Here is a 19,294-nt window from a genome sequence, read left to right on the forward strand (position 1 = left end):
GTTATTCATTCTCCCCGTCTTGGAGATAGTAACCGACCCCACGACGCGTCATGATATAGACCGGCGTACTTGGGTTATCTTCGACTTTCTCACGAAGACGACGTACCGTTACGTCGACTGTCCGGACGTCACCGAAGTAGTCATAGCCCCAGACCGTCTGCAACAAATGCTCACGTGTCATGACTTGACCGATGTTTTTCGCGAGGTAGTGCAACAATTCGAACTCACGCTGCGTCAGCTCGATTTTTTGATCCTTACGTGTCACCGTATGCGAATTCGTATCGATATACAGTTCTCCGACTTTGAGTGGACCTGGCCCAACCGGTTGTGGTGTAGCTTCCGGACTCGTGTTGCGTAAATGGACTTTCACGCGGGCAAGTAACTCGCGCGAGCTAAATGGCTTCGTCACGTAATCGTTCGCGCCAAGCTCAAGACCAAGTACCGTATCAATCTCGGAATCCTTCGCTGTCAACATGATGATTGGAATCTTCGACGTCTTCCGGACTTCCCGGCAGACCTCCATCCCGTCCATTAACGGGAGCATGATGTCGAGCAACATCAAATCCGGTTTGAACTCCTCGAATTTCTCTAATGCCTCCACGCCGTCATTTGCGATCGCGACCTGGTAGCCTTCTTTTTCTAATTTAAACTTGAGTATATCTGCAATCGGTAACTCGTCATCGACGACTAGAATTTTGCGTTCCGTCACTGGGTGTGCCCCCTTAAAAATTTCTATTCAATCTATTTTACCTGTTTTTTCGGCATATAGAAAGGTGGCGACGGAAACTCCCGGCGCCACTCTCTCTGCTGTTCGTCGTCTCACGAGAGAGGTTCCACGTGAAACACTGTATTCAGTATACCTGTTTTTGCTTCCGTTTGTGAACCATTTCGCACAAAAAACGGTACTGACTCAAAAGTCAGTCTCGACAAAGATAGGGATGGCAGAATGATGATCTGCCACCCCTATTCCGTAACAAAAAGAATGACGCGTCACACGCCACTCCTACAGGAAAAGCGCATTGATGCGCTGTCAGAGACGAACAAGACCCGCTTTCCTGCTTAAATGAAGCAGGAAAGCTGGCTTGTGTCTCGCCTGAGGAAAGGGCGTGAAAAGACGCGTCATTCTTTTTTAAGTCAGCCCTGTTGGGACTTATGCTTCTTCGTAGAGATCACGCAAGACGACTGTCTGTTCACGACCCGGTCCGACCGAGAACGTGACGAGTGAGATACCTGTGAGATCCGCAATCCGCTTAACGTAGTTCTGTGCGTTCAACGGTAGATCTTCAAAGCGACGGACACCTGTGATGTCCTCTTTCCAGCCTGGCAGTTCTTCGTAAACTGGAACACATGCTTCGAGATCACGGAAGCTTGCTGGGTACTCATCGATCTGTTTACCGTTGAATTCGTATGATGTACAGATCTTCAATGTGTCGAGTCCTGTCAAAACGTCGATCGAGTTGAGCGAAAGATCCGTCAATCCACTTGTACGACGCGAGTGGCGAACAACGACCGAGTCGAACCAACCAACACGACGTGGACGTCCTGTCGTTGTTCCGTATTCACGACCGACTTCACGGATTTGATGACCGATGTCATCGAACAATTCCGTTGGGAACGGACCGTCACCGACACGTGACGTGTACGCTTTACAAACACCAACGACGTGATCAATCCGGGCTGGACCGACACCGACACCTGATGCAACACCGCCAGCTGATGCGTTCGACGATGTAACGAACGGGTACGTTCCGTGGTCAAGGTCGAGTAAGACACCTTGTGCGCCTTCGAACAACACTTTTTCGCCGTGATCAAGGCTATCGTTGACGACGACGGATGTATCGCAGACGTATTTCGCGAATTCTTGTCCATACGCATAGTACTCTTCGAAGATATCGTCGAACGCGATTGGTTCAGCGTCATACATCTTCGTGAACATGCGGTTCTTTTGGTCGAGAACGATCTTCAACTTCTCAGCGAACGTTTCTTTGTCGAGTAAGTCTGCCATCCGGATACCGATGCGAGCGGCTTTATCCATGTAGCACGGTCCGATTCCTTTTAGCGTCGTTCCGACTTTTGCGTCGCCTTTCGCTTCTTCTTCTAACTGATCCTGCAACTGATGATACGGCAAGATGACATGCGCCCGATTCGAAATTAACAAGTTATCCGTTGAGACACCACGATCGTGCAGATACTTCAATTCCTTGACGAGTGATTTCGGGTTAACGACGAGACCGTTCCCGATGACACATTTCTTATCCGAGTAAAAAATACCTGATGGGATCAAGTGCAATTTGTACGTCTCGTTATTGAATACGATCGTATGTCCTGCATTGTCTCCACCTTGATAACGTGCTACGACGTCGGCTTGTTTCGAAAGAAAATCGGTGATTTTCCCTTTTCCTTCGTCGCCCCACTGTGTTCCGACTACTACTACTGATGACATCTTATCATCCACCTCCACGTACGATTCAAAACCACGACTAAGTGTAACGCGATAAAAAAAAGAAGTCAACCAAATACCGAACAATTAATTGTTACAATTCTCTTTCGTTCGTTTAATTATCGTTTTTGATGAATTAACTGAGAATCTTTAGGTAAAAATAAAAAAAGCTACGTTTTGTCTCCGATTGATCGAAGACAAAACGTAGCTTGAATTAAGCTGGTGGCGCATACGAGTTACTTGGCTCGAGATCCACGAACTTGTTGAATTCTTTTCGGAAGGCGAGTTTGACGGTACCGGTTGGACCATTCCGCTGTTTTGCGATGATGATCTCAATCGTATTCGCATCTTCCGTTTCTTTATTGTAGTAATCGTCACGATACAAGAAGGCGACGATATCGGCATCTTGCTCGATCGCTCCCGATTCCCGGATATCCGACATCATCGGTCGCTTATCTTGACGACTCTCAACCCCACGGGAGAGCTGCGATAAGGCGATGACCGGGACTTCGAGTTCTCGCGCGAGTGATTTCAAGGAACGGGAAATTTCCGAAACCTCTTGTTGACGGTTGTCGCTGGAGCGACCATTCCCTTGAATCAGCTGCAAGTAATCGATCATGATCATCCCAAGACCGTGCTCCTGCTTCAAACGACGGCACTTCGCCCGGATATCGTTAACCCGAATCCCTGGTGTATCGTCGATGTAGATGCCGGCTTGAGACAGGTTACTCATCGCAAGCGATAACTTGCCCCAGTCCTCTTCCTCGAGTTGACCAGTCCGCAGACGCTGCGCATCGACGTTTCCTTCAGCACAGAGCATCCGCATGACGAGCTGTTCGGCACCCATCTCAAGACTAAAGATGGCGACGTTCTCGTCAGCACGTGTCGCGACGTTTTGCGAGATGTTCAAGGCAAACGCCGTCTTCCCGACCGATGGACGTGCTGCGACGATGATTAGATCGTTACGCTGGAAGCCGGCCGTCATCTTATCGAGATCCTGGAAACCGGTCGGAATCCCCGTCGTCTCACCGCTTTGCTTATGCAATTTATCAATCGTTGCATAGGCACTCGTCAAAACGTCCGAGATCGGGATGAAGCTCGCACTTCCTTTTCCTTGCGATACTTCGAGAATCTTCCGCTCTGCCTCGTTCAGCAGGACATCGACTTCATTTTGCCGTTCATATCCGTCAGTGACGATTTCGCCTGCCGTCCGAATGAGACGCCGAAGCGTCGACTTCTGGTCAACGACGTTAACGTAGTAATTGATGTTGGCTGCGGTTGGTACACCTTCGGCTAGTTCCGCTAGATACGGTAGACCGCCGATCTCATCTAGGATGCCAAGCGTACTCAGCTCGGCTGTGACCGTGACGAGGTCGATTGCTTCGCCTCGGTCGGACAGCACGAGCATCGCTTCGAAGATCCTCTGGTGAGAGGCACGGTAAAAGTCCTGCGGTAACAGACGTTCTGATGCACTGATCAAACGATCCGCATCAATCATGATCGCCCCTAGGACGGCTTGTTCTGCCTCGATACTTTGGGGAGGCATATTTTGCATGACTTCACTCATCACCGTTCCCCTTTTCTACTCACGCCTCTTTGACCTGAACGTTCAGCGTCGCTGTCACTTCGTTGTGTAACTTCAATGGTACCTTCGTAAAGCCGAGTGCCTTGATTGGGTGTTCGAGCTCGATTTTACGTTTATCGATCTTGTAACCCATGCTCTTGAGCGCTTCCGCGATTTGTTTGCTTGTGACAGAACCGAAGACACGACCGCCTTCACCGGCTTTCGTCGAGACGACGATCGTCTCTTTTTCGATTTTCTCTTTTAACGCTTGTGCGTCAAGCAAGTTCTGTTTCGCTTCTTCTGCTGCTTTACGTTCATGTGCTTCATGTTGCTTCAAGTTGCCAGTCGTCGCAGGACGCGCCAACTTTTTCTTGAAGAGTACGTTATTTGCATAAGCATCGGCCACGTCTTTGACGTCTCCTGCTTTACCTTGTCCTTTTACATCTTGTAAGAAAATAACCTTCATTCTGATTCCTCTCCTTTTGTCTCATCTTCTAGATATTGATCAATCGCTTTACGCAACGCATCCGCGACCGTGACGACCGATTCTGACATCTGTGTCGCCGCGTTCGTCAAGTGACCGCCGCCTCCGAGCGTCTCCATGATCAACTGGACGTTGACTTCTCCGAGTGAACGGGCACTGATCGCTGTCCGTCCGTCTTGAAGTTCCGCGATGACGAAGGCAGCACGAATGCCTTGAAGCGACAACAATTGATCGGCCGCTTGTGCGATCAAGACTTGATCGTGAATGACGCCAGGTTCCGCTGTCGCAATCGCCATCCCTTTCGTATAGACCTCGGACCGCTCGAGGATATGTGACTGCTCAACGTACGTCTCAAGATCCTGACTGAGGAACTCTTGCACGAGCACCGTGTCAGCACCTTGTGAACGCAAGTAAGATGCAGCATCGAACGTCCGCGAGCCGGTCCGAAGCGCAAAGCCTTTCGTATCGACGATGATTCCGGCAAGTAACGCCGTCGCCTCAAGCATCGATAGCTTCTGATTCGTCGGCTGGTACTCGATCAGCTCGGTGACGAGTTCTGACGTCGACGATGCGTAAGGCTCGAGATAAACGAGGACCGCATCTTCGATGAAATCCTCCCCACGCCGGTGATGATCGATCACGACCATATGCTCGAATCGACCGAGTAACGTCGGTACGACGACGAGCGACGGTTTGTGGGTATCGACGACGACGAGTAACGTCTGATCGTCAATCAACTGATCGGCTTGAAACGCATTGACGAACCGTGTCTCGAGTTGTGGTACTTCAGCGATCTCGTCCATCATCCGGCGAATCCCGCGACCGATTTCTTCTGGTGGTAAAACGATATGCGCTTCCTTATCGTTCATTTCCGCAAGCTTCAAAATACCGATCGCTGATCCGAGTGCATCCATATCCGGATTCTTATGCCCCATGATCAGGACACGGCTTGATTCCTGCATTAAATCACGAAGCGAGTTGGCAATGACCCGCGCCCGGACACGTGTCCGTTTTTCTGTCGGATTCGTCTTGCCACCATAAAAGCGGACTTTCCCGTCGCGTTTGATGACGACTTGGTCGCCTCCCCGCCCTAACGCAAGATCAAGACTCGATTGAGCCATCAGACCAAGCGCCGGAATCGGGTCACTGCCGCAACCAATTCCGATCGATAACGTCAACTGGACACCACGCTGACTCGTCTCTTCGCGCACGATATCAAGAATCGTGAACTTCGATCGTTCAAGAATCCGTAGATTCTCTTCTGTCGTGACGATGAAATAGCGATCGGACGCGGTCCGTTTGATATACGTCCCGTGTTCGGCTGCCCAGTGATTCAACAGTTGCGTGACACGACTGTTCAACTCACTGCGCAACTGATCTTCGATACCTTGTGTCATCTCATCGTAGTTATCAAGATAGATGACACCGATGACCGTCTGATTATCGACGAGTTGTTGTTCGACTTGTGCTTCTTCTGTCATATCGAACAGATAGAACGTCCGGTTCTCATGATTTGAAAAGACGCGATATACGGCATCACCGATTTCAAGCGTCGCTTGGTCCTCATTCGTCGCGACCATCTCGATGAATAAGGGATCGAGCTCATTGAGCGTCTGTCCCATCGCTACATCATCAAAGATGTCCCGCATCGGATCATTGAACCAGGTGACGAGGGTTTCCTCATCGTATAACAAAATCCCGATTGGCATGTTCGTCAACGCATCTTGTCCCGTCTCCTCGACTTGCATCGAGATTCCGGCGACATACGCCTCCCATGCCCTGCGTGCACGGCGTTCTTCGAATAGGTGCAATCCGAAGAGGAGGGCAGTCACGATGGCTCCGATAGCAGAGATGATCGGTTCACGTACAGCGACGACGAGAAGCAGACCGACGATTAATAGATACGGAATGAAGCGAACGATGCGTCGTTCTCGTTCCGGTGATACTTGTTGACCTGACTCCATCGTGTCCTCCTTATATGCTCTATAGGGTTCATTTAAATTTTTAGTAACTTGTTTATTATAACCGAAAAGCAGGAGGGGATGAAAGGGAAGCGAAAAAAAGCACCATCCTCACGTATGAGGATGGTGCTACGAAATCAGTCAGCCACGTATGGGATTAAAGCCATTTGACGTGCGCGTTTGATTGCGATTGTAAGTGGACGTTGGTATTTCGCTGAAGTACCAGTCACACGACGTGGAAGAATCTTACCGCGTTCCGAAATGAAACGTTTGAGAAGTTCTACGTCTTTATAATCGATATGAGTGATGTGGTTCGACGTGAAGTAACATACTTTACGACGACGTTTTCCACCTGGACGACGTGCCATGTGATTAACCTCCTTTTTAACTTGAATTTTTCAGGACGATTTCCTTAGAACGGGAGATCGTCGTCTGAAAGGTCGATCGAACTACCGCCGCTGAATGGATCAGCGCCGAAGCCCGAATTCGATGAAGCGGGTGCTGGCGAGGAAGAGTTGTTCTGCTGTTGCTGTGAACCCCATCCTGCAGCATTCCCGTTTCCACCAGTAGATGAAGCGTAGCCTTCGCTACCATCCGAAGAACGGCTCGCGTTACGTGACTCAAGGAAGCGGACGCTATCAGCGACGACTTCCGCACGATAACGGCGTTGCCCTTCTTTATCGTCGTAGCTGCTAATCTGGAGGCGACCCTCTACACCAGCAAGACTACCTTTCTTCAAATACTGAGCAACGTTCTCTGCTTGCTTGCGCCAAACGACGCAATCGATGAAATCAGCTTCTCGCTTCCCATCTTGCCCTGTGAAAGGACGGTCACATGCGAGTGTGAATCGCGTTACCGCAATCCCGCTCTGCGTATAACGCATTTCCGGGTCACGAGTTAACCGACCGACTAAAACGACGCGGTTAATCATCAGAATCACTCTCCTGTTTCAGCTTATTTCTCGTCTTTTGTGATCATTAAGCGAACGATATCGTCACTGATCTTCATGAGACGGTCAAGTTCTTTTGTAGCTGCTGGTTCAGCAGTCACGTTAAGAAGAACGTAGAACCCTTCACGCATATCATTGATTTCGTAAGCGAAACGACGTTTACCCATTTCAGTTGTTTTATCAACTGTACCACCGTTATCAGTGAGGACTTTGTTGAAACGCTCCACTGTTGCTTTGCGTGCTTCCTCATCAAGTTCCGGACGGATGATGTAAAGTACTTCGTATTTACGCATATCTGTCACCTCCTCTTGGACTGGCGGCTCGAATGTTCGAGCAAGGAGCAATAATTCATTACTCACATTCGTTAATACTACCAAAGTATTTTGCTTTATGCAATAACGATTCGTTTTCGATTAGACGTTGAAGCGGAATGTGACGACATCGCCGTCTTGGAAGACATATTCCTTACCTTCTGAACGGTAACGTCCTTGTTCCTTGACTGTCGCCATGTTGCCTGCAGCTGCTAAATCTTCGTACGAAACGACTTCTGCGCGGATGAATCCACGTTCGAAGTCCGAGTGGATGACACCCGCACATTGTGGAGCTTTCATCCCTTTTTTGAACGTCCAAGCGCGTACTTCTTTTTCACCTGCTGTGAAGTATGTCGCAAGACCAAGCGTGCTGTATGCTGCATGAATCAATTGATCAAGGCCTGATTCTTCGATTCCGAGATCGACGAGGAACTCTTGGCGTTCTTCTGGCTCAAGCTCCGCAATCTCTTCTTCGATCCGAGCACAGATGACGATGACTTCAGAACCTTCTTTTTCAGCGAATTCGCGTACGAGACGGACATTTTCGTTATTGTCCGCGTCTGCGACTTCATCTTCGCCGACGTTTGCGACGTAAAGCATCGGTTTCATCGTCAACAATTGGAAATGTTTGACGAGAGCTGCTTGATCTTCGTTCAATTCAGCGAGACGTGCTGGTTTCTCGTCTTCGAGTAATGCTTGCACGATTTCAAGTGCTTCGAGTTCAGCCGCTGCGTTTTTATCGCGTGACTTGACTTGTTTTTGGACACGCTGAATCCGTTTTTCGACTTGCTCGAGGTCTGCGAGGATCAATTCGAGGTTGATCGTCTCGATGTCATCGATCGGTGAGACTTTTCCGGCCACGTGTGTGATGTTTTCATCGACGAAACAACGCACGACCTGACAGATCGCATCTACCTCACGAATGTTTGCGAGGAATTTATTTCCAAGACCTTCCCCTTTAGACGCGCCTTTTACGATACCTGCGATATCCGTGAATTCGAAGGCTGTCGGGATCGTCTTTTTCGGGTTGACGAGTTCCGTCAATTTCCGAAGACGTGCATCTGGTACTTCAACGACACCGACGTTCGGGTCGATCGTTGCGAACGGGTAGTTCGCTGCCTCTACACCTGCTTGTGTGATGGCGTTAAAAAGTGTTGATTTTCCTACGTTTGGTAAGCCAACGATTCCTGCTGTTAATCCCACTTGGAATTCCTCCTTTTCGGTATTTCCTAGGAAATCCGTGCTAGCGGCCGCAGTGGGTAGAATGATTACACCACGTCAGCACATCTTTCACAATTATAGATAGTTCAATTTTTTTAAGCAAGGAGCTCGACCGTCTTTTTTACTCACGTCCTAATCGAACGCAACCGCTCCACTTAAGCAAGACAACAAAAAAGCGAATCTAATCACGAGGATCAGATCCGCTTTTCATTACTCTGGTAAGACTTTTTTCAATCGTTTATCAAAATCACGACGTGGCATCAAAATGCTTGCCCCGCACCCTTGACATTTGATTCGGATATCCATGCCGACCCGAATGATTTGCCATCGGTTCGTACCACATGGATGCTGCTTCTTCATCTCAACATAATCATGGAGTTGATACGTTTTTGGAATCATCCGTTTGTCCACCATTCTTTTGTTCTGGATTCATCATGACCATCCGTGGATACGGGATCTTGATGTTTTCTTCTTCGAGTCCTTGCTTCAATTCTTTCCGGATCAGACGACCAGCTTGGAAATGTTGCATCGGTGGTACTTCTGCCATCAAACGATAGACGACTTCAGAAGGACCAAGTGTCTGAACGCCAAGCATCTGGATTGGTTCGACGAACATATCGACATACTTCTTCGTCGTCCGGTCAGCAATCTCATGCAAGACTTGTTCGACCCGCTCGAGATCTTCGTCATAGGAGACTTGGACGTCGACGAGTGCAAAACTGTTGTCGACCGAATAGTTCGTGACTTGTAAAATCTGACCGTTCGGGATGATGTGAATCTCCCCGTTGAGTCCTTTGAGTTTCGTCGTCCGAATCCCAAGTTCCGTGACGACCCCTTCAATCACACCGACGCGTACATAATCTCCGACTTTGAACTGGCGTTCGAAGATGATGAACGCTCCGGTAATGATATCTTGCACCAAGTTTTTCGCACCGAACGAAATCGCAAGACCGGCGATTCCGGCACTGGCGACGAGACCGGTGATGTTGATTCCGAACTGACTGAGTACCGTCAACAACATGACGATTCCGAGCACGTAACGGATTGCATTTTGGAGCAACTTCAGTAATGTCTCGTTCTGTCGTTGTGCCAAGTAGTCCTGTTCATTGATTTTCCTGATCGTAAAGAGACGTGAGACTGCCCCAGTCAAAACGCGCGTTAAGATATAGAACGCCGCGATGATGATGAGCGCAATCAGTAGTTTCATCCCAAAACGAATCCACATATCCGCATCCATTACTTGATTGATTAGTTTATCGACTTGGGCGACGGATTCTTGTACATCTTGATTGGTAGCCATTCTCTCATCCTTTCTTGTTCTCTCTATTACGACAGTATACGTGATTTTAATTGAGTTTCAACCAAAGAGCCGATTTTGACGTTAGATTTTCGGAAAAACCGGGAAAGGAAAATCATCTAAGAACCCTTCACTCTTGCCAATCCACCACGACACCGACACCAAGAGAAGAAAGGATGATTTCGATGAATTTCCGCTTTCATTCGCACGAGCCCAAGCCCTATTCTTTCTTTTTAGAATATACGGAACCGTTCGCGAAAGAACGCTTAGCTGAACAACTATTCGAACAAATCTCCGCGGTCCAAGAAAAACGACCAATCGTACTCGTCTGCATTGGTTCTGATCGTTCGACGGGCGACTCACTCGGTCCACTTGTCGGAACATTCCTTGAAAAACAAGCACCTGCTCATCTCCACGTTTACGGTACACTCGCTAAACCCGTCCATGCACTGAATCTCGCTGAAACGATTCACTCAATCCAAACGACTCATTATCGTCCACTTGTCATCGCAATTGATGCATGTCTTGGTCGACTTTCAAGCGTTGGGCACGTCTTCTTCTCGGAAGGTCCACTCGCACCCGGTGCTGGCGTCCAAAAAGAATTGCCTGCGGTCGGTGACTTCAACATTAAGGCTGTCGTTAACGTCAGTGGCTTTATGGAGATGATGATTCTCCAAAACACACGTTTACACCTCGTTTATGAATTAGCAGAACTCGTCGCGAACAGTTTCCACATGCTCGATGCGAAACTATCCGCTGAGTCGACACGGACGACAATTTCCTTTACGCCACGCTCGATGTAATGAAAAAGAAGCGAACCGTTACCGGAACGCTTCTTTTTCATTGATCCGATTCAGGTAATAACAAATCGAGCAACCGATTGAGGTCGTCTTCATCTGCAAAATCAATCTCGAGTTTCCCTGCTTGTTTCCCTTGTTTGATCCGAACCGTTGCCCCGTATTTTTCGCGAAGCGACTCTTCGACGAATTGGACAGCGGTCGCTTGTTGCGGACGCGTGGATTCTTTCCGTTCCCGAAGCGCCTGCTCTAATCGACGGACGTTCCAGTTTTCCGCCATGACGCGTTCTGCCATCTGCTCGATCTTCTTTGGATGCTTCAGCGACAATAGGGCACGGGCATGTCCCATCGATAGCCGCTCATCCATGACCGCTTGTTGAACGAGTAACGGCAATTGTAGTAACCGAAGACTGTTCGTGATGTGCGAACGACTTTTGCCGACACGCTGCGCAAGCTCTGCTTGCGTGATACCGAATTCCTCGATCATCTCCGCATACGCCATCGCCTCTTCAATCGCGGATAAATCCGCCCGTTGGATGTTTTCGATCAAAGCGAGCTCCATCACGCGTGTCTCGTCTGCTTCGATCACGAGGACCGGTACACGTTCGAATCCTGCGCGACTCGCTGCTTGATACCGTCGTTCGCCGGCGATGATTTCATAATAGCCATCACGTGGTCGGACGACGATCGGTTGGATCATCCCGTGCCGAACGAGTGATTGGGCGAGTTCTTCTAATGCTTTTTCATTGAATCGTTTCCGGGGTTGAGTCGGATTCGGGCGAATCGCCCGAACAGGTAATTCGTTCACTTGCCTTCTCTCCTAAACGTAGCGGAAGGCACGACCGCTTATTCCGGACGTGCCTTCACGATGCGAATCCGCACCTCTACATATTCTTCACAATCGACTTCTTCTTTTTCAATCGTCAATCCGGTTTGCTCGATCATATCGACGGAATCGCGAAGGGTATTTAACGCAATCCGTGTATCGCGAGCAAAGCTCTTATGACGTTTTTTCTTCGGTGGCTGTGGTGTCATCAATCGTTCCACCCGGCGCTCCGTCTCCTTGACGTTCCATTCCCGTTCCAGAATTTCAGCGAGTACCGTTACTTGTAGCGCTTCATCCTTGAGCGGCAATAACGCACGGGCATGACGCTCCGTGATCGTCCGTTGCTTCAACGCTTCCCGGACATCCGTTGGCAATCGAAGCAAACGCAATTTGTTGGCGATCGTCGATTGACTACGTCCGAGCTTACGAGCCAACACTTCTTGCGTGATGTCTTGTAACGCAAGCAAGCGCTCATAGGCTTCTGCTTCTTCGATTGGTGTCAAATCTTCGCGTTGCAGATTTTCAATCAATGCCAGTGAAGCAGTCGTCTCGTCCGTCATCTCTTTGACGATGGCAGGAATCGTTTCCCAGCCAAGCGAGCGCACTGCCCGGTATCGTCGTTCTCCCGCAATGATTTCGTATCCTGTTCCTTGTTTTCGAACGACGATCGGCTGGAGTAATCCATGCTCTTCGATCGTAACGGCTAGCTCTTCAATTCGGTCCCCATCAAACACTGTCCGTGGTTGGAACTGGTTTGCGACAAGTTCTGTCAATGGTAATTCCTGAACCGTCTCTTGTGGGTCAAGCTCGATCGTAGCAGGTTGCCCTCCCTTACCGAGCAGCTTGGCAATTGCATTTCTCACGTTGGCGCACCTCACCTTTATCAGTCATCGTTTCACGTGAAACGGTGTTTAGCTTAATGGATCTTTCGCAGGCGTACCCGCTTTACGCGGATATTTCCCGGGTGTTGTTCGTTTTTTATCTACAATAACGATATTACGCTCACTTTCCTCGCCTGGCAATTGGAACTGGAAACTTTCCCGTAAATTCCCACCGAGTACTTTTAAGGCAATCGCACCATCCTCGAGCTCTTCACTGACTTTCGCTGCCTTCAAGGCAACGAATTGTCCACCGACTTTTGCAAGCGGTAAGCAATATTCCGCGAGAACGGACATCCGGGCGACCGCACGAGCTGTCACGACGTCGAACCGTTCGCGGAATTGTTTATTTTTACCGAACTCTTCGGCGCGTCCATGATGGAACGCGACACCTTCGAGTCCGAGTTCCGTCGCCAAATGATTGAGGAAGCCGATTCGTTTGTTCAGTGAATCGACAATCGTCACTTGGAGATGTGGGAACATGATCTTGATCGGCAGACTTGGGAAACCAGCGCCCGCTCCGACATCACAAACCGTCGTGACCGTCGTGAAATCGAAATAGAACGCTGCTGTGATCGAATCGTAGAAGTGCTTGAGATAAACATCTTCTTCATCCGTGATCGCTGTCAGGTTCATCTTTTCATTCCACTCGACGAGCAGTTCATAATACCGTTTGAATTGATGCAACTGATGTTCTGAGACTTCAAGTCCCTGTGCTGCCAATGCTGTTACGAATTGCTGTTGGTTCATCTCGTTCACTCCGCAGTCAATGCGTATTGGCCTTGTTCGATATAGACAAGCAAAATCGAGATATCAGACGGGTTTACCCCTGAGATCCGGGATGCTTGTCCGATCGAGAGCGGACGCACTTGGTTTAGTTTTTGTTTCGCTTCAATCGCTAATCCACTGATCGCATCGTAATCGAGACGATCCGGAATCCGTTTTTGCTCCATCCGCATCATTTTTTCGACTTGATCGAGTTGTTTATCAATGTAGCCGGCGTATTTGACTTGGATTTCGACTTGTTCTGCTGCTTCTGCAGACAGTGGTGTTTCCGGTGGTGTCATCTGCGCGATCATCGCATACGTGATTTCCGGGCGTTTCAGCAACGTGATCGCATGCAGCGCTTCCTTGAGTGGTGATGCACCAATTGCTTCTAGCTGTGCATTCACGTCCGCTGTCGCTTTGATGACGACCTTCTCAAGACGTTTCATCTCAAGACGGATTTGTTCTTGTTTATCGAGCAACTTCGCTTGGCGCTCTTCCGAGATCAATCCGAGTTCATGTCCGATTTCCGATAGGCGAAGGTCCGCATTATCATGACGGAGCAACAACCGGTACTCGGCGCGTGACGTCAAGAGACGGTATGGTTCGTTCGTACCTTTCGTGACGAGATCATCGATCATGACACCGATATAGCCTTGTGAACGTGACAAGATAAGTGGTTCTTTGCCTTGGACTTGTAGTCCGGCATTGATCCCTGCCATGATTCCTTGTCCCGCTGCTTCCTCATACCCACTTGTTCCGTTGATTTGACCCGCTGTGAATAAACCAGGAACACGTTTTGTCTCGAGCGTTGGCCAAAGTTGTGTCGGAACAACGGCATCGTACTCAATCGCATAACCAGGACGCATCATTTCTGAATTCTCAAGCCCAGGAATCGAGCGGAGAATATCGTGTTGGACGTCTTCCGGCAAGCTTGTTGATAACCCTTGCACGTAGACTTCTTCCGTATCGCGACCTTCTGGCTCAAGGAAGATTTGGTGACGCGGTTTATCGTTGAACCGGACGACCTTATCTTCGATCGATGGGCAATAACGTGGACCTGTTCCTTTGATCATTCCAGAGAACATCGGGGAGCGGTGCAGGTTCGCATCGATCAACTGATGCGTATACTCCGTCGTATACGTCAACCAGCATGGGATCTGTTCCGTGATCATTTGAGTCGTTTCATGACTAAATGGAAGTGCTACTTCGTCACCTGGTTGGATCTCCGTCTTCGAGTAGTCAATCGTTTTCCCGTCGATTCGCGGTGGTGTACCTGTTTTGAAACGTGCGAGCTCAAATCCGAGTTCTTCAAGATGTTTCGATAGATTGATCGATGGCATCTGATTGTTCGGACCACTCTCGTACGACAATTCACCGATGATGATTTTTCCGCGCATGAACGTTCCGGTCGTGATGACGACCGCTTTTGCTCGGTATTCCGCCCCTGTATTCGTGACGACACCAACGCAGCGTCCTTCGTCGTCAATCAATAACCGTTCGACGAGCGCTTGACGTAAGAGCAAATTCGGCTCATCCTCGAGCGCTTTTTTCATCCGGTTTTGGTATTCGAATTTATCTGCCTGTGCCCGTAATGCTCGCACGGCAGGACCTTTTGACGTGTTTAACATTTTCATTTGAATATACGTTGCATCGATCGCGCGTGCCATCTCACCACCGAGCGCATCGATTTCCCGGACGACGATCCCTTTTGCAGGACCACCGATCGACGGGTTGCAATACATGAATCCAACCATATCGGGATTCATTGTCAACATAACCGTTTTTGAGCCCATTCGTGCCGCAGCAAGAGAGGCTTCGATGCCGGCATGTCCGGCTCCGACGACGATAACGTCGAATTCACCTGCTTGATAAGCCATAGTACTGGTTCCTCCTTCTTATTCCACACGCAGTCGTCTCGAATTATTTCCCGAGACAGAACTGCGAAAACAACTGATCCAATAAACTATCCTGTGCTGTATCACCATTGATTTCGCCAAGCGTATCCCACGCTCGTCGTAAATCGATCTGTACCATGTCAATCGGCATCGCTGCTTCTGCTGCACCGAGTGCATCTTCAATCATTTGACTCGCTCGTTTGATGAGCTGGATGTGACGTGCATTTGAGACGTACGTCATATCTTGACTCTCGACACCCTGTTCAAAGAACAGACTCGCAATCGCTGCTTCAAGATCGTTGACGCCTGCTTCTTCGAGCAAGGATGTCGTGACGATTGGTCGACCATCAGCAAGTTCCGTGACACGCGCTAAATCAATCTGTTGCGTCAAGTCACTCTTGTTGACGATGATGATCGCGTTCATTCCTTTGATCGCTTCAAACAACAAGACATCTTCATCCGTCAAAACATCGTTTCCGTTGAGGACGAGTAAGATCAAATCGGCCGTCTTTAAAGCCTGACGTGACTTTTCGACACCCATCCGTTCGACGATATCTTCCGTCTCGCGAATCCCTGCCGTATCAATCAACTTCAACGGTACACCGCGAACGTTGACGTATTCTTCGATCGTATCGCGCGTCGTTCCCGCGATATCCGTGACGATAGCCTTTGCTTCTTGCACCAATGTGTTGAGCAAAGACGACTTTCCGACGTTTGGTCGACCGATGATCGCTGTGGATAACCCTTCACGAAGGATTTTCCCTTGGCGTGCCGTTGTTAGTAACTCTGCCAAAATCGCGCGGACAGCACCCGCATCACGTTCGACGATCTGTTGCGTCATCTCTTCTGCATCGTATTCCGGATAATCGATGTTGACTTCAATCGCAGCAATCGTCTGTAACAATTGTTGACGTAAGTCTTGGACGAGTTTTGAAAGACGTCCTTCAATCTGACTGACCGCGACATGCATCGCCCGGTCCGTCTTCGCCCGGATCAGATCCATGACAGCTTCCGCTTGTGACAAATCGATACGTCCGTTCAAGAACGCACGTTTCGTAAATTCACCAGGTTCCGCCAACCGGACTTCCGGTTGGGCGAGGATGAGTTCGAGGACACGATTGACCGCGACGACTCCTCCATGACAATTCAATTCGATGACATCTTCACGTGTAAACGTCTTTGGTGCGCGCATGACACTCACCATTACTTCATCGACGACACGGTCCGCCTCATGGTCGACCAATTTCCCGTAATGAATCGTATGGGTTGGTACTTCCGTCAAGCGGTTGCTCCCTTTATAAACACGGTCGGCTACAGCGACTGCATCAGGACCTGATAAGCGCACGATCGCAATCGCCCCTTCTCCCATCGGCGTCGAAATCGCGGCAATCGTATCAAATTCCATCATCCGTTCTTCCACCTCGTTTTTCTTCTGTCTTTTTATGAGTATTTAATCCTTAATCGTTGCAATGGGTATAACGAAACAACTATACACGAAATGACACAAAAGAAAAAGAGCGACACTCTGTCAAAACAAAGCGTCGCTCTTCACGTATTAGCGTTTCTTTTTCGATTTTTTAGGAGCCGGAGCTGCTTGTGCTGCTTCTTTTTCACGTTTAGCAGCCATTGTCGCTTCCGTCTGCAACTTAATCTTTTCACGCATCGGCTTCATGATGACGATCGTGACGATGATCGAGAAGATGTAACCGACGACCCAGTAAAGCGAAAGGGCAGATGGGAGTGTAACCCCCATGATGAAGATCATGATCGGGAAGACGTAGAGCATGATTTTCATTTGTGGATTGTCTTCTTGACCTGCCATCGAGATCTTTTGTTGTAGATACGTCAGTACCGCAGACATGATCGGCAAGATGAAGAATGGATCCGGTTTCCCAAGGTCGAACCAGAGGAATGTGTGTTGGAAAATAGCCGGTGTATAAATGATGGCGTTATAGAACGCGATCAAGATCGGCATTTGGATCAAAATCGGTAAACAGCCTGCGAGTGGATTGACGTTGTGCTCTTGGTAGAGCTTCATCATTTCCTGTTGCAATTTCTGTTGCGTCTCTTGGTCTTTTGAGCTGTATTTCTCACGAAGCTTCATCATTTCAGGCTGGATAACTTGCATTCCACCCATACTCTTCGTTTGTTTGATCATCAATGGAAGGATGACAAGACGAACGAGAAGTGTCGTAATGATGATTCCGATACCGTAATCACCGCTAAAGAACTGTGAAATCTCACGAATCAACCACGCCATCGGCCAAACGAAGTAATGTTTCCAAAAACCTTCTGTGTCTGCTGTGATCGGTTCACCTGTACCATACGTGCTAGGTGTACAGCCGGATAACACGATCGCGAGCACGGACATGAGTCCGAGAGTTAACCAAATCTTAGTTCTCTTGTTCATAATTCCTCCTAGAAATTGTTTACGCTTTGTCGAACGCCATCTTCTTCTATAGTAAGGCAAGGAAAGGGAGCGCCGTACAAATCAACAGGATGCATTGCTACGATTCATTTTTTTGATCGCATCCAGACACCGGAACGTTTGAGGACGTGACGGAGACTGTCAGCCACTTCTTGCGCGGTCATCTTCGCGGCCGGATTGCGCGCGATGATCACCAAATCATAATTCGGGGCAATCGAGGCTTCATGCTGCTGGCATGCTTCCCGAAGATACCGTTTCACCTGATTCCGGACGACGGCATTCCCGATTTTCTTACTGACGGATAAACCAATCCGAAAGTGAGTCTGTTGCTCCTTTTTCAAGGCATACACGACAAATTGCCGATTTGCGACAGAGGCTCCTTTAGTAAACACCGCTTGGAACTCCTTGTCTTTCTTGACGCGGTATTCCTTCTTCACCTTATTCACACTCCATCCTGACACTACGAAAATTCGTCGTCTCTCATCATATCATAGAATAAACATGCGACGCGATAGGGCGCATGTGACAAAAGCACGAACACACGAAAAAACATAAAAAAAAATCACCTCGGATCATGCCCGAAGTGATGGATGCATCAATGCATTAGACAGTCAAGGCTTTGCGGCCCTTAAGACGGCGAGCAGCCAAGATACGGCGGCCACTCTTCGTAGCCATACGCGCACGGAATCCGTGAACTTTTTTACGCTTACGGTTGTTTGGGTTGAAAGTTGGTTTCATTCGTCTGCACCTCCTTTAAAAGATCTTTATAACCAATTGTTATTTTCTACTTTAAGGCAGTCTTGTACATTATATAAACTGATTGTGGCATTGTCAATGAAAGTTCAGAAGATTTCTCGTCCTGCTTAAGGGAATTCTCGTTTGAAAACAGGCGATAGGATTCGACTGCGCAAACTCTATTACGCGATAGAATACATATGGATCATCGAGGGGATGTGTGTAGACTTATCCACCTATCCACAGACTTATCCACATTATCCACACTTTCCGTGGATAACTCTTCACCTTGTCTACGATAGTATTTTTTAAAATCGACGTCAATCCTCGATTTTGGATTTCCTTTTTCCACTTCTTTTGGATTTTGTGAATAACTCTTTTTCAACGCTTCCTCTTTCGAAAAGTTATCCACCTCTTATCCACAATTTATCCACACTATCCACAGCTTGTGGGTAACTACCTGTGGACGGTTTAATTTACTTGTGGATAAATCATTCCAACCATTGCCAGGGCTCATTTCTTTTGATACACTAATTGTGCATAACATGATCCTGATCGTTCAGGACAAAACAAGTTATACACACCCTGTGGATAACTTTATACACAGATTCAACTGCCTGTGGATAACGTTATCCACAGTTTTTACGTTATGGGGATAAGTCGAGTTTCTTCATTAACTTTGTCTGTGTATAAGCCTGTGTACAAAAATTTTCTATCTTGATAAAAAAAGGGGGGTATTT

General features: G+C 48.5%; 20 protein-coding genes. 1 reads left to right on the plus strand and 19 read right to left on the minus strand.

Features of this window, described 5'->3' with window-relative positions; genetic code table 11:
• Position 1 precedes the first annotated feature (1 nt).
• The 11 genes from yycF to K7G97_RS16470 form a co-directional block, all read right to left on the minus strand.
• Positions 2–709: a response regulator YycF gene (gene yycF / locus K7G97_RS16420; protein WP_023469844.1), complete on the minus strand. Its 708-nt coding sequence runs from the start codon at positions 707–709 to the stop codon at positions 2–4.
• A 441-nt stretch (positions 710–1,150) separates the two neighbouring features.
• On the minus strand, positions 1,151–2,443 hold the full coding sequence (locus K7G97_RS16425) for an adenylosuccinate synthase (protein WP_029343020.1): 1,293 nt from the start codon (positions 2,441–2,443) through the stop codon (positions 1,151–1,153).
• Positions 2,444–2,654: 211 nt separating this feature from the next.
• Complete coding sequence (gene dnaB / locus K7G97_RS16430) at positions 2,655–4,007, minus strand: replicative DNA helicase (RefSeq protein WP_023469846.1); 1,353 nt, start codon at positions 4,005–4,007, stop codon at positions 2,655–2,657.
• 19 nt (positions 4,008–4,026) lie between these two features.
• Positions 4,027–4,470, minus strand: coding sequence for a 50S ribosomal protein L9 (gene rplI, locus K7G97_RS16435; protein ID WP_023469847.1), 444 nt, complete (start codon positions 4,468–4,470; stop codon positions 4,027–4,029).
• Positions 4,467–6,452, minus strand: coding sequence for a DHH family phosphoesterase (locus K7G97_RS16440; RefSeq protein WP_223041085.1), 1,986 nt, complete (start codon positions 6,450–6,452; stop codon positions 4,467–4,469). Before K7G97_RS16440 ends, rplI begins: the two co-directional genes overlap by 4 nt.
• Before the next feature lie 134 nt (positions 6,453–6,586).
• Positions 6,587–6,817: a 30S ribosomal protein S18 gene (gene rpsR / locus K7G97_RS16445; RefSeq protein ID WP_023469849.1), complete on the minus strand. Its 231-nt coding sequence runs from the start codon at positions 6,815–6,817 to the stop codon at positions 6,587–6,589.
• A gap of 44 nt (positions 6,818–6,861) precedes the next feature.
• Entirely contained in the window at positions 6,862–7,380 is a 519-nt protein-coding gene (gene ssb, locus K7G97_RS16450) for a single-stranded DNA-binding protein (RefSeq protein ID WP_023469850.1), read from the minus strand.
• 23 nt (positions 7,381–7,403) lie between these two features.
• Entirely contained in the window at positions 7,404–7,691 is a 288-nt protein-coding gene (gene rpsF, locus K7G97_RS16455; protein ID WP_058704734.1) for a 30S ribosomal protein S6, read from the minus strand.
• 120 nt (positions 7,692–7,811) lie between these two features.
• Complete coding sequence (gene ychF / locus K7G97_RS16460; protein WP_023469852.1) at positions 7,812–8,912, minus strand: redox-regulated ATPase YchF; 1,101 nt, start codon at positions 8,910–8,912, stop codon at positions 7,812–7,814.
• A 228-nt stretch (positions 8,913–9,140) separates the two neighbouring features.
• Complete coding sequence (locus K7G97_RS16465) at positions 9,141–9,329, minus strand: DUF951 domain-containing protein (protein ID WP_023469853.1); 189 nt, start codon at positions 9,327–9,329, stop codon at positions 9,141–9,143.
• The gene (locus K7G97_RS16470; RefSeq protein ID WP_050678887.1) at positions 9,301–10,230 is read right to left on the minus strand and encodes a mechanosensitive ion channel family protein; all 930 of its coding nucleotides are present in this window, start codon (positions 10,228–10,230) and stop codon (positions 9,301–9,303) included. Before K7G97_RS16470 ends, K7G97_RS16465 begins: the two co-directional genes overlap by 29 nt.
• Before the next feature lie 173 nt (positions 10,231–10,403).
• On the opposite strand from K7G97_RS16470, the gene yyaC reads away from it, so the two are divergent.
• The gene (gene yyaC, locus K7G97_RS16475) at positions 10,404–11,030 is read left to right on the plus strand and encodes a spore protease YyaC (RefSeq protein ID WP_023469855.1); all 627 of its coding nucleotides are present in this window, start codon (positions 10,404–10,406) and stop codon (positions 11,028–11,030) included.
• Between the two features lie 37 nt (positions 11,031–11,067).
• Here the strand turns inward: yyaC and K7G97_RS16480 are convergent, their stop codons facing one another.
• The 8 genes from K7G97_RS16480 to rpmH all read right to left on the minus strand — a co-directional run bounded on the left by K7G97_RS16480 (position 11,068) and on the right by rpmH (position 18,557).
• Positions 11,068–11,832 carry a ParB/RepB/Spo0J family partition protein gene (locus K7G97_RS16480; RefSeq protein WP_035395440.1) on the minus strand — a complete coding sequence of 255 codons (765 nt, stop codon included), beginning with the start codon at positions 11,830–11,832 and terminating at the stop codon, positions 11,068–11,070.
• Between the two features lie 38 nt (positions 11,833–11,870).
• The gene (gene noc, locus K7G97_RS16485) at positions 11,871–12,713 is read right to left on the minus strand and encodes a nucleoid occlusion protein (protein ID WP_023469857.1); all 843 of its coding nucleotides are present in this window, start codon (positions 12,711–12,713) and stop codon (positions 11,871–11,873) included.
• A gap of 48 nt (positions 12,714–12,761) precedes the next feature.
• Entirely contained in the window at positions 12,762–13,478 is a 717-nt protein-coding gene (gene rsmG, locus K7G97_RS16490; RefSeq protein WP_023469858.1) for a 16S rRNA (guanine(527)-N(7))-methyltransferase RsmG, read from the minus strand.
• Between the two features lie 5 nt (positions 13,479–13,483).
• Positions 13,484–15,373 (minus strand): tRNA uridine-5-carboxymethylaminomethyl(34) synthesis enzyme MnmG, encoded by a 1,890-nt coding sequence (mnmG, locus tag K7G97_RS16495; RefSeq protein WP_058704738.1) that lies wholly within the window; start codon positions 15,371–15,373, stop codon positions 13,484–13,486.
• 43 nt (positions 15,374–15,416) lie between these two features.
• On the minus strand, positions 15,417–16,799 hold the full coding sequence (gene mnmE, locus K7G97_RS16500) for a tRNA uridine-5-carboxymethylaminomethyl(34) synthesis GTPase MnmE (protein ID WP_058713714.1): 1,383 nt from the start codon (positions 16,797–16,799) through the stop codon (positions 15,417–15,419).
• 147 nt (positions 16,800–16,946) lie between these two features.
• Positions 16,947–17,801 (minus strand): membrane protein insertase YidC, encoded by an 855-nt coding sequence (yidC, locus tag K7G97_RS16505; RefSeq protein WP_035395434.1) that lies wholly within the window; start codon positions 17,799–17,801, stop codon positions 16,947–16,949.
• A gap of 104 nt (positions 17,802–17,905) precedes the next feature.
• Entirely contained in the window at positions 17,906–18,256 is a 351-nt protein-coding gene (gene rnpA / locus K7G97_RS16510) for a ribonuclease P protein component (protein ID WP_087681744.1), read from the minus strand.
• Positions 18,257–18,422: 166 nt separating this feature from the next.
• Positions 18,423–18,557: a 50S ribosomal protein L34 gene (gene rpmH / locus K7G97_RS16515; protein ID WP_012371910.1), complete on the minus strand. Its 135-nt coding sequence runs from the start codon at positions 18,555–18,557 to the stop codon at positions 18,423–18,425.
• Positions 18,558–19,294 lie beyond the last annotated feature (737 nt).

This window comes from Exiguobacterium acetylicum, assembly GCF_019890935.1.
GTDB lineage: Bacteria > Bacillota > Bacilli > Exiguobacteriales > Exiguobacteriaceae > Exiguobacterium_A > Exiguobacterium_A abrahamii.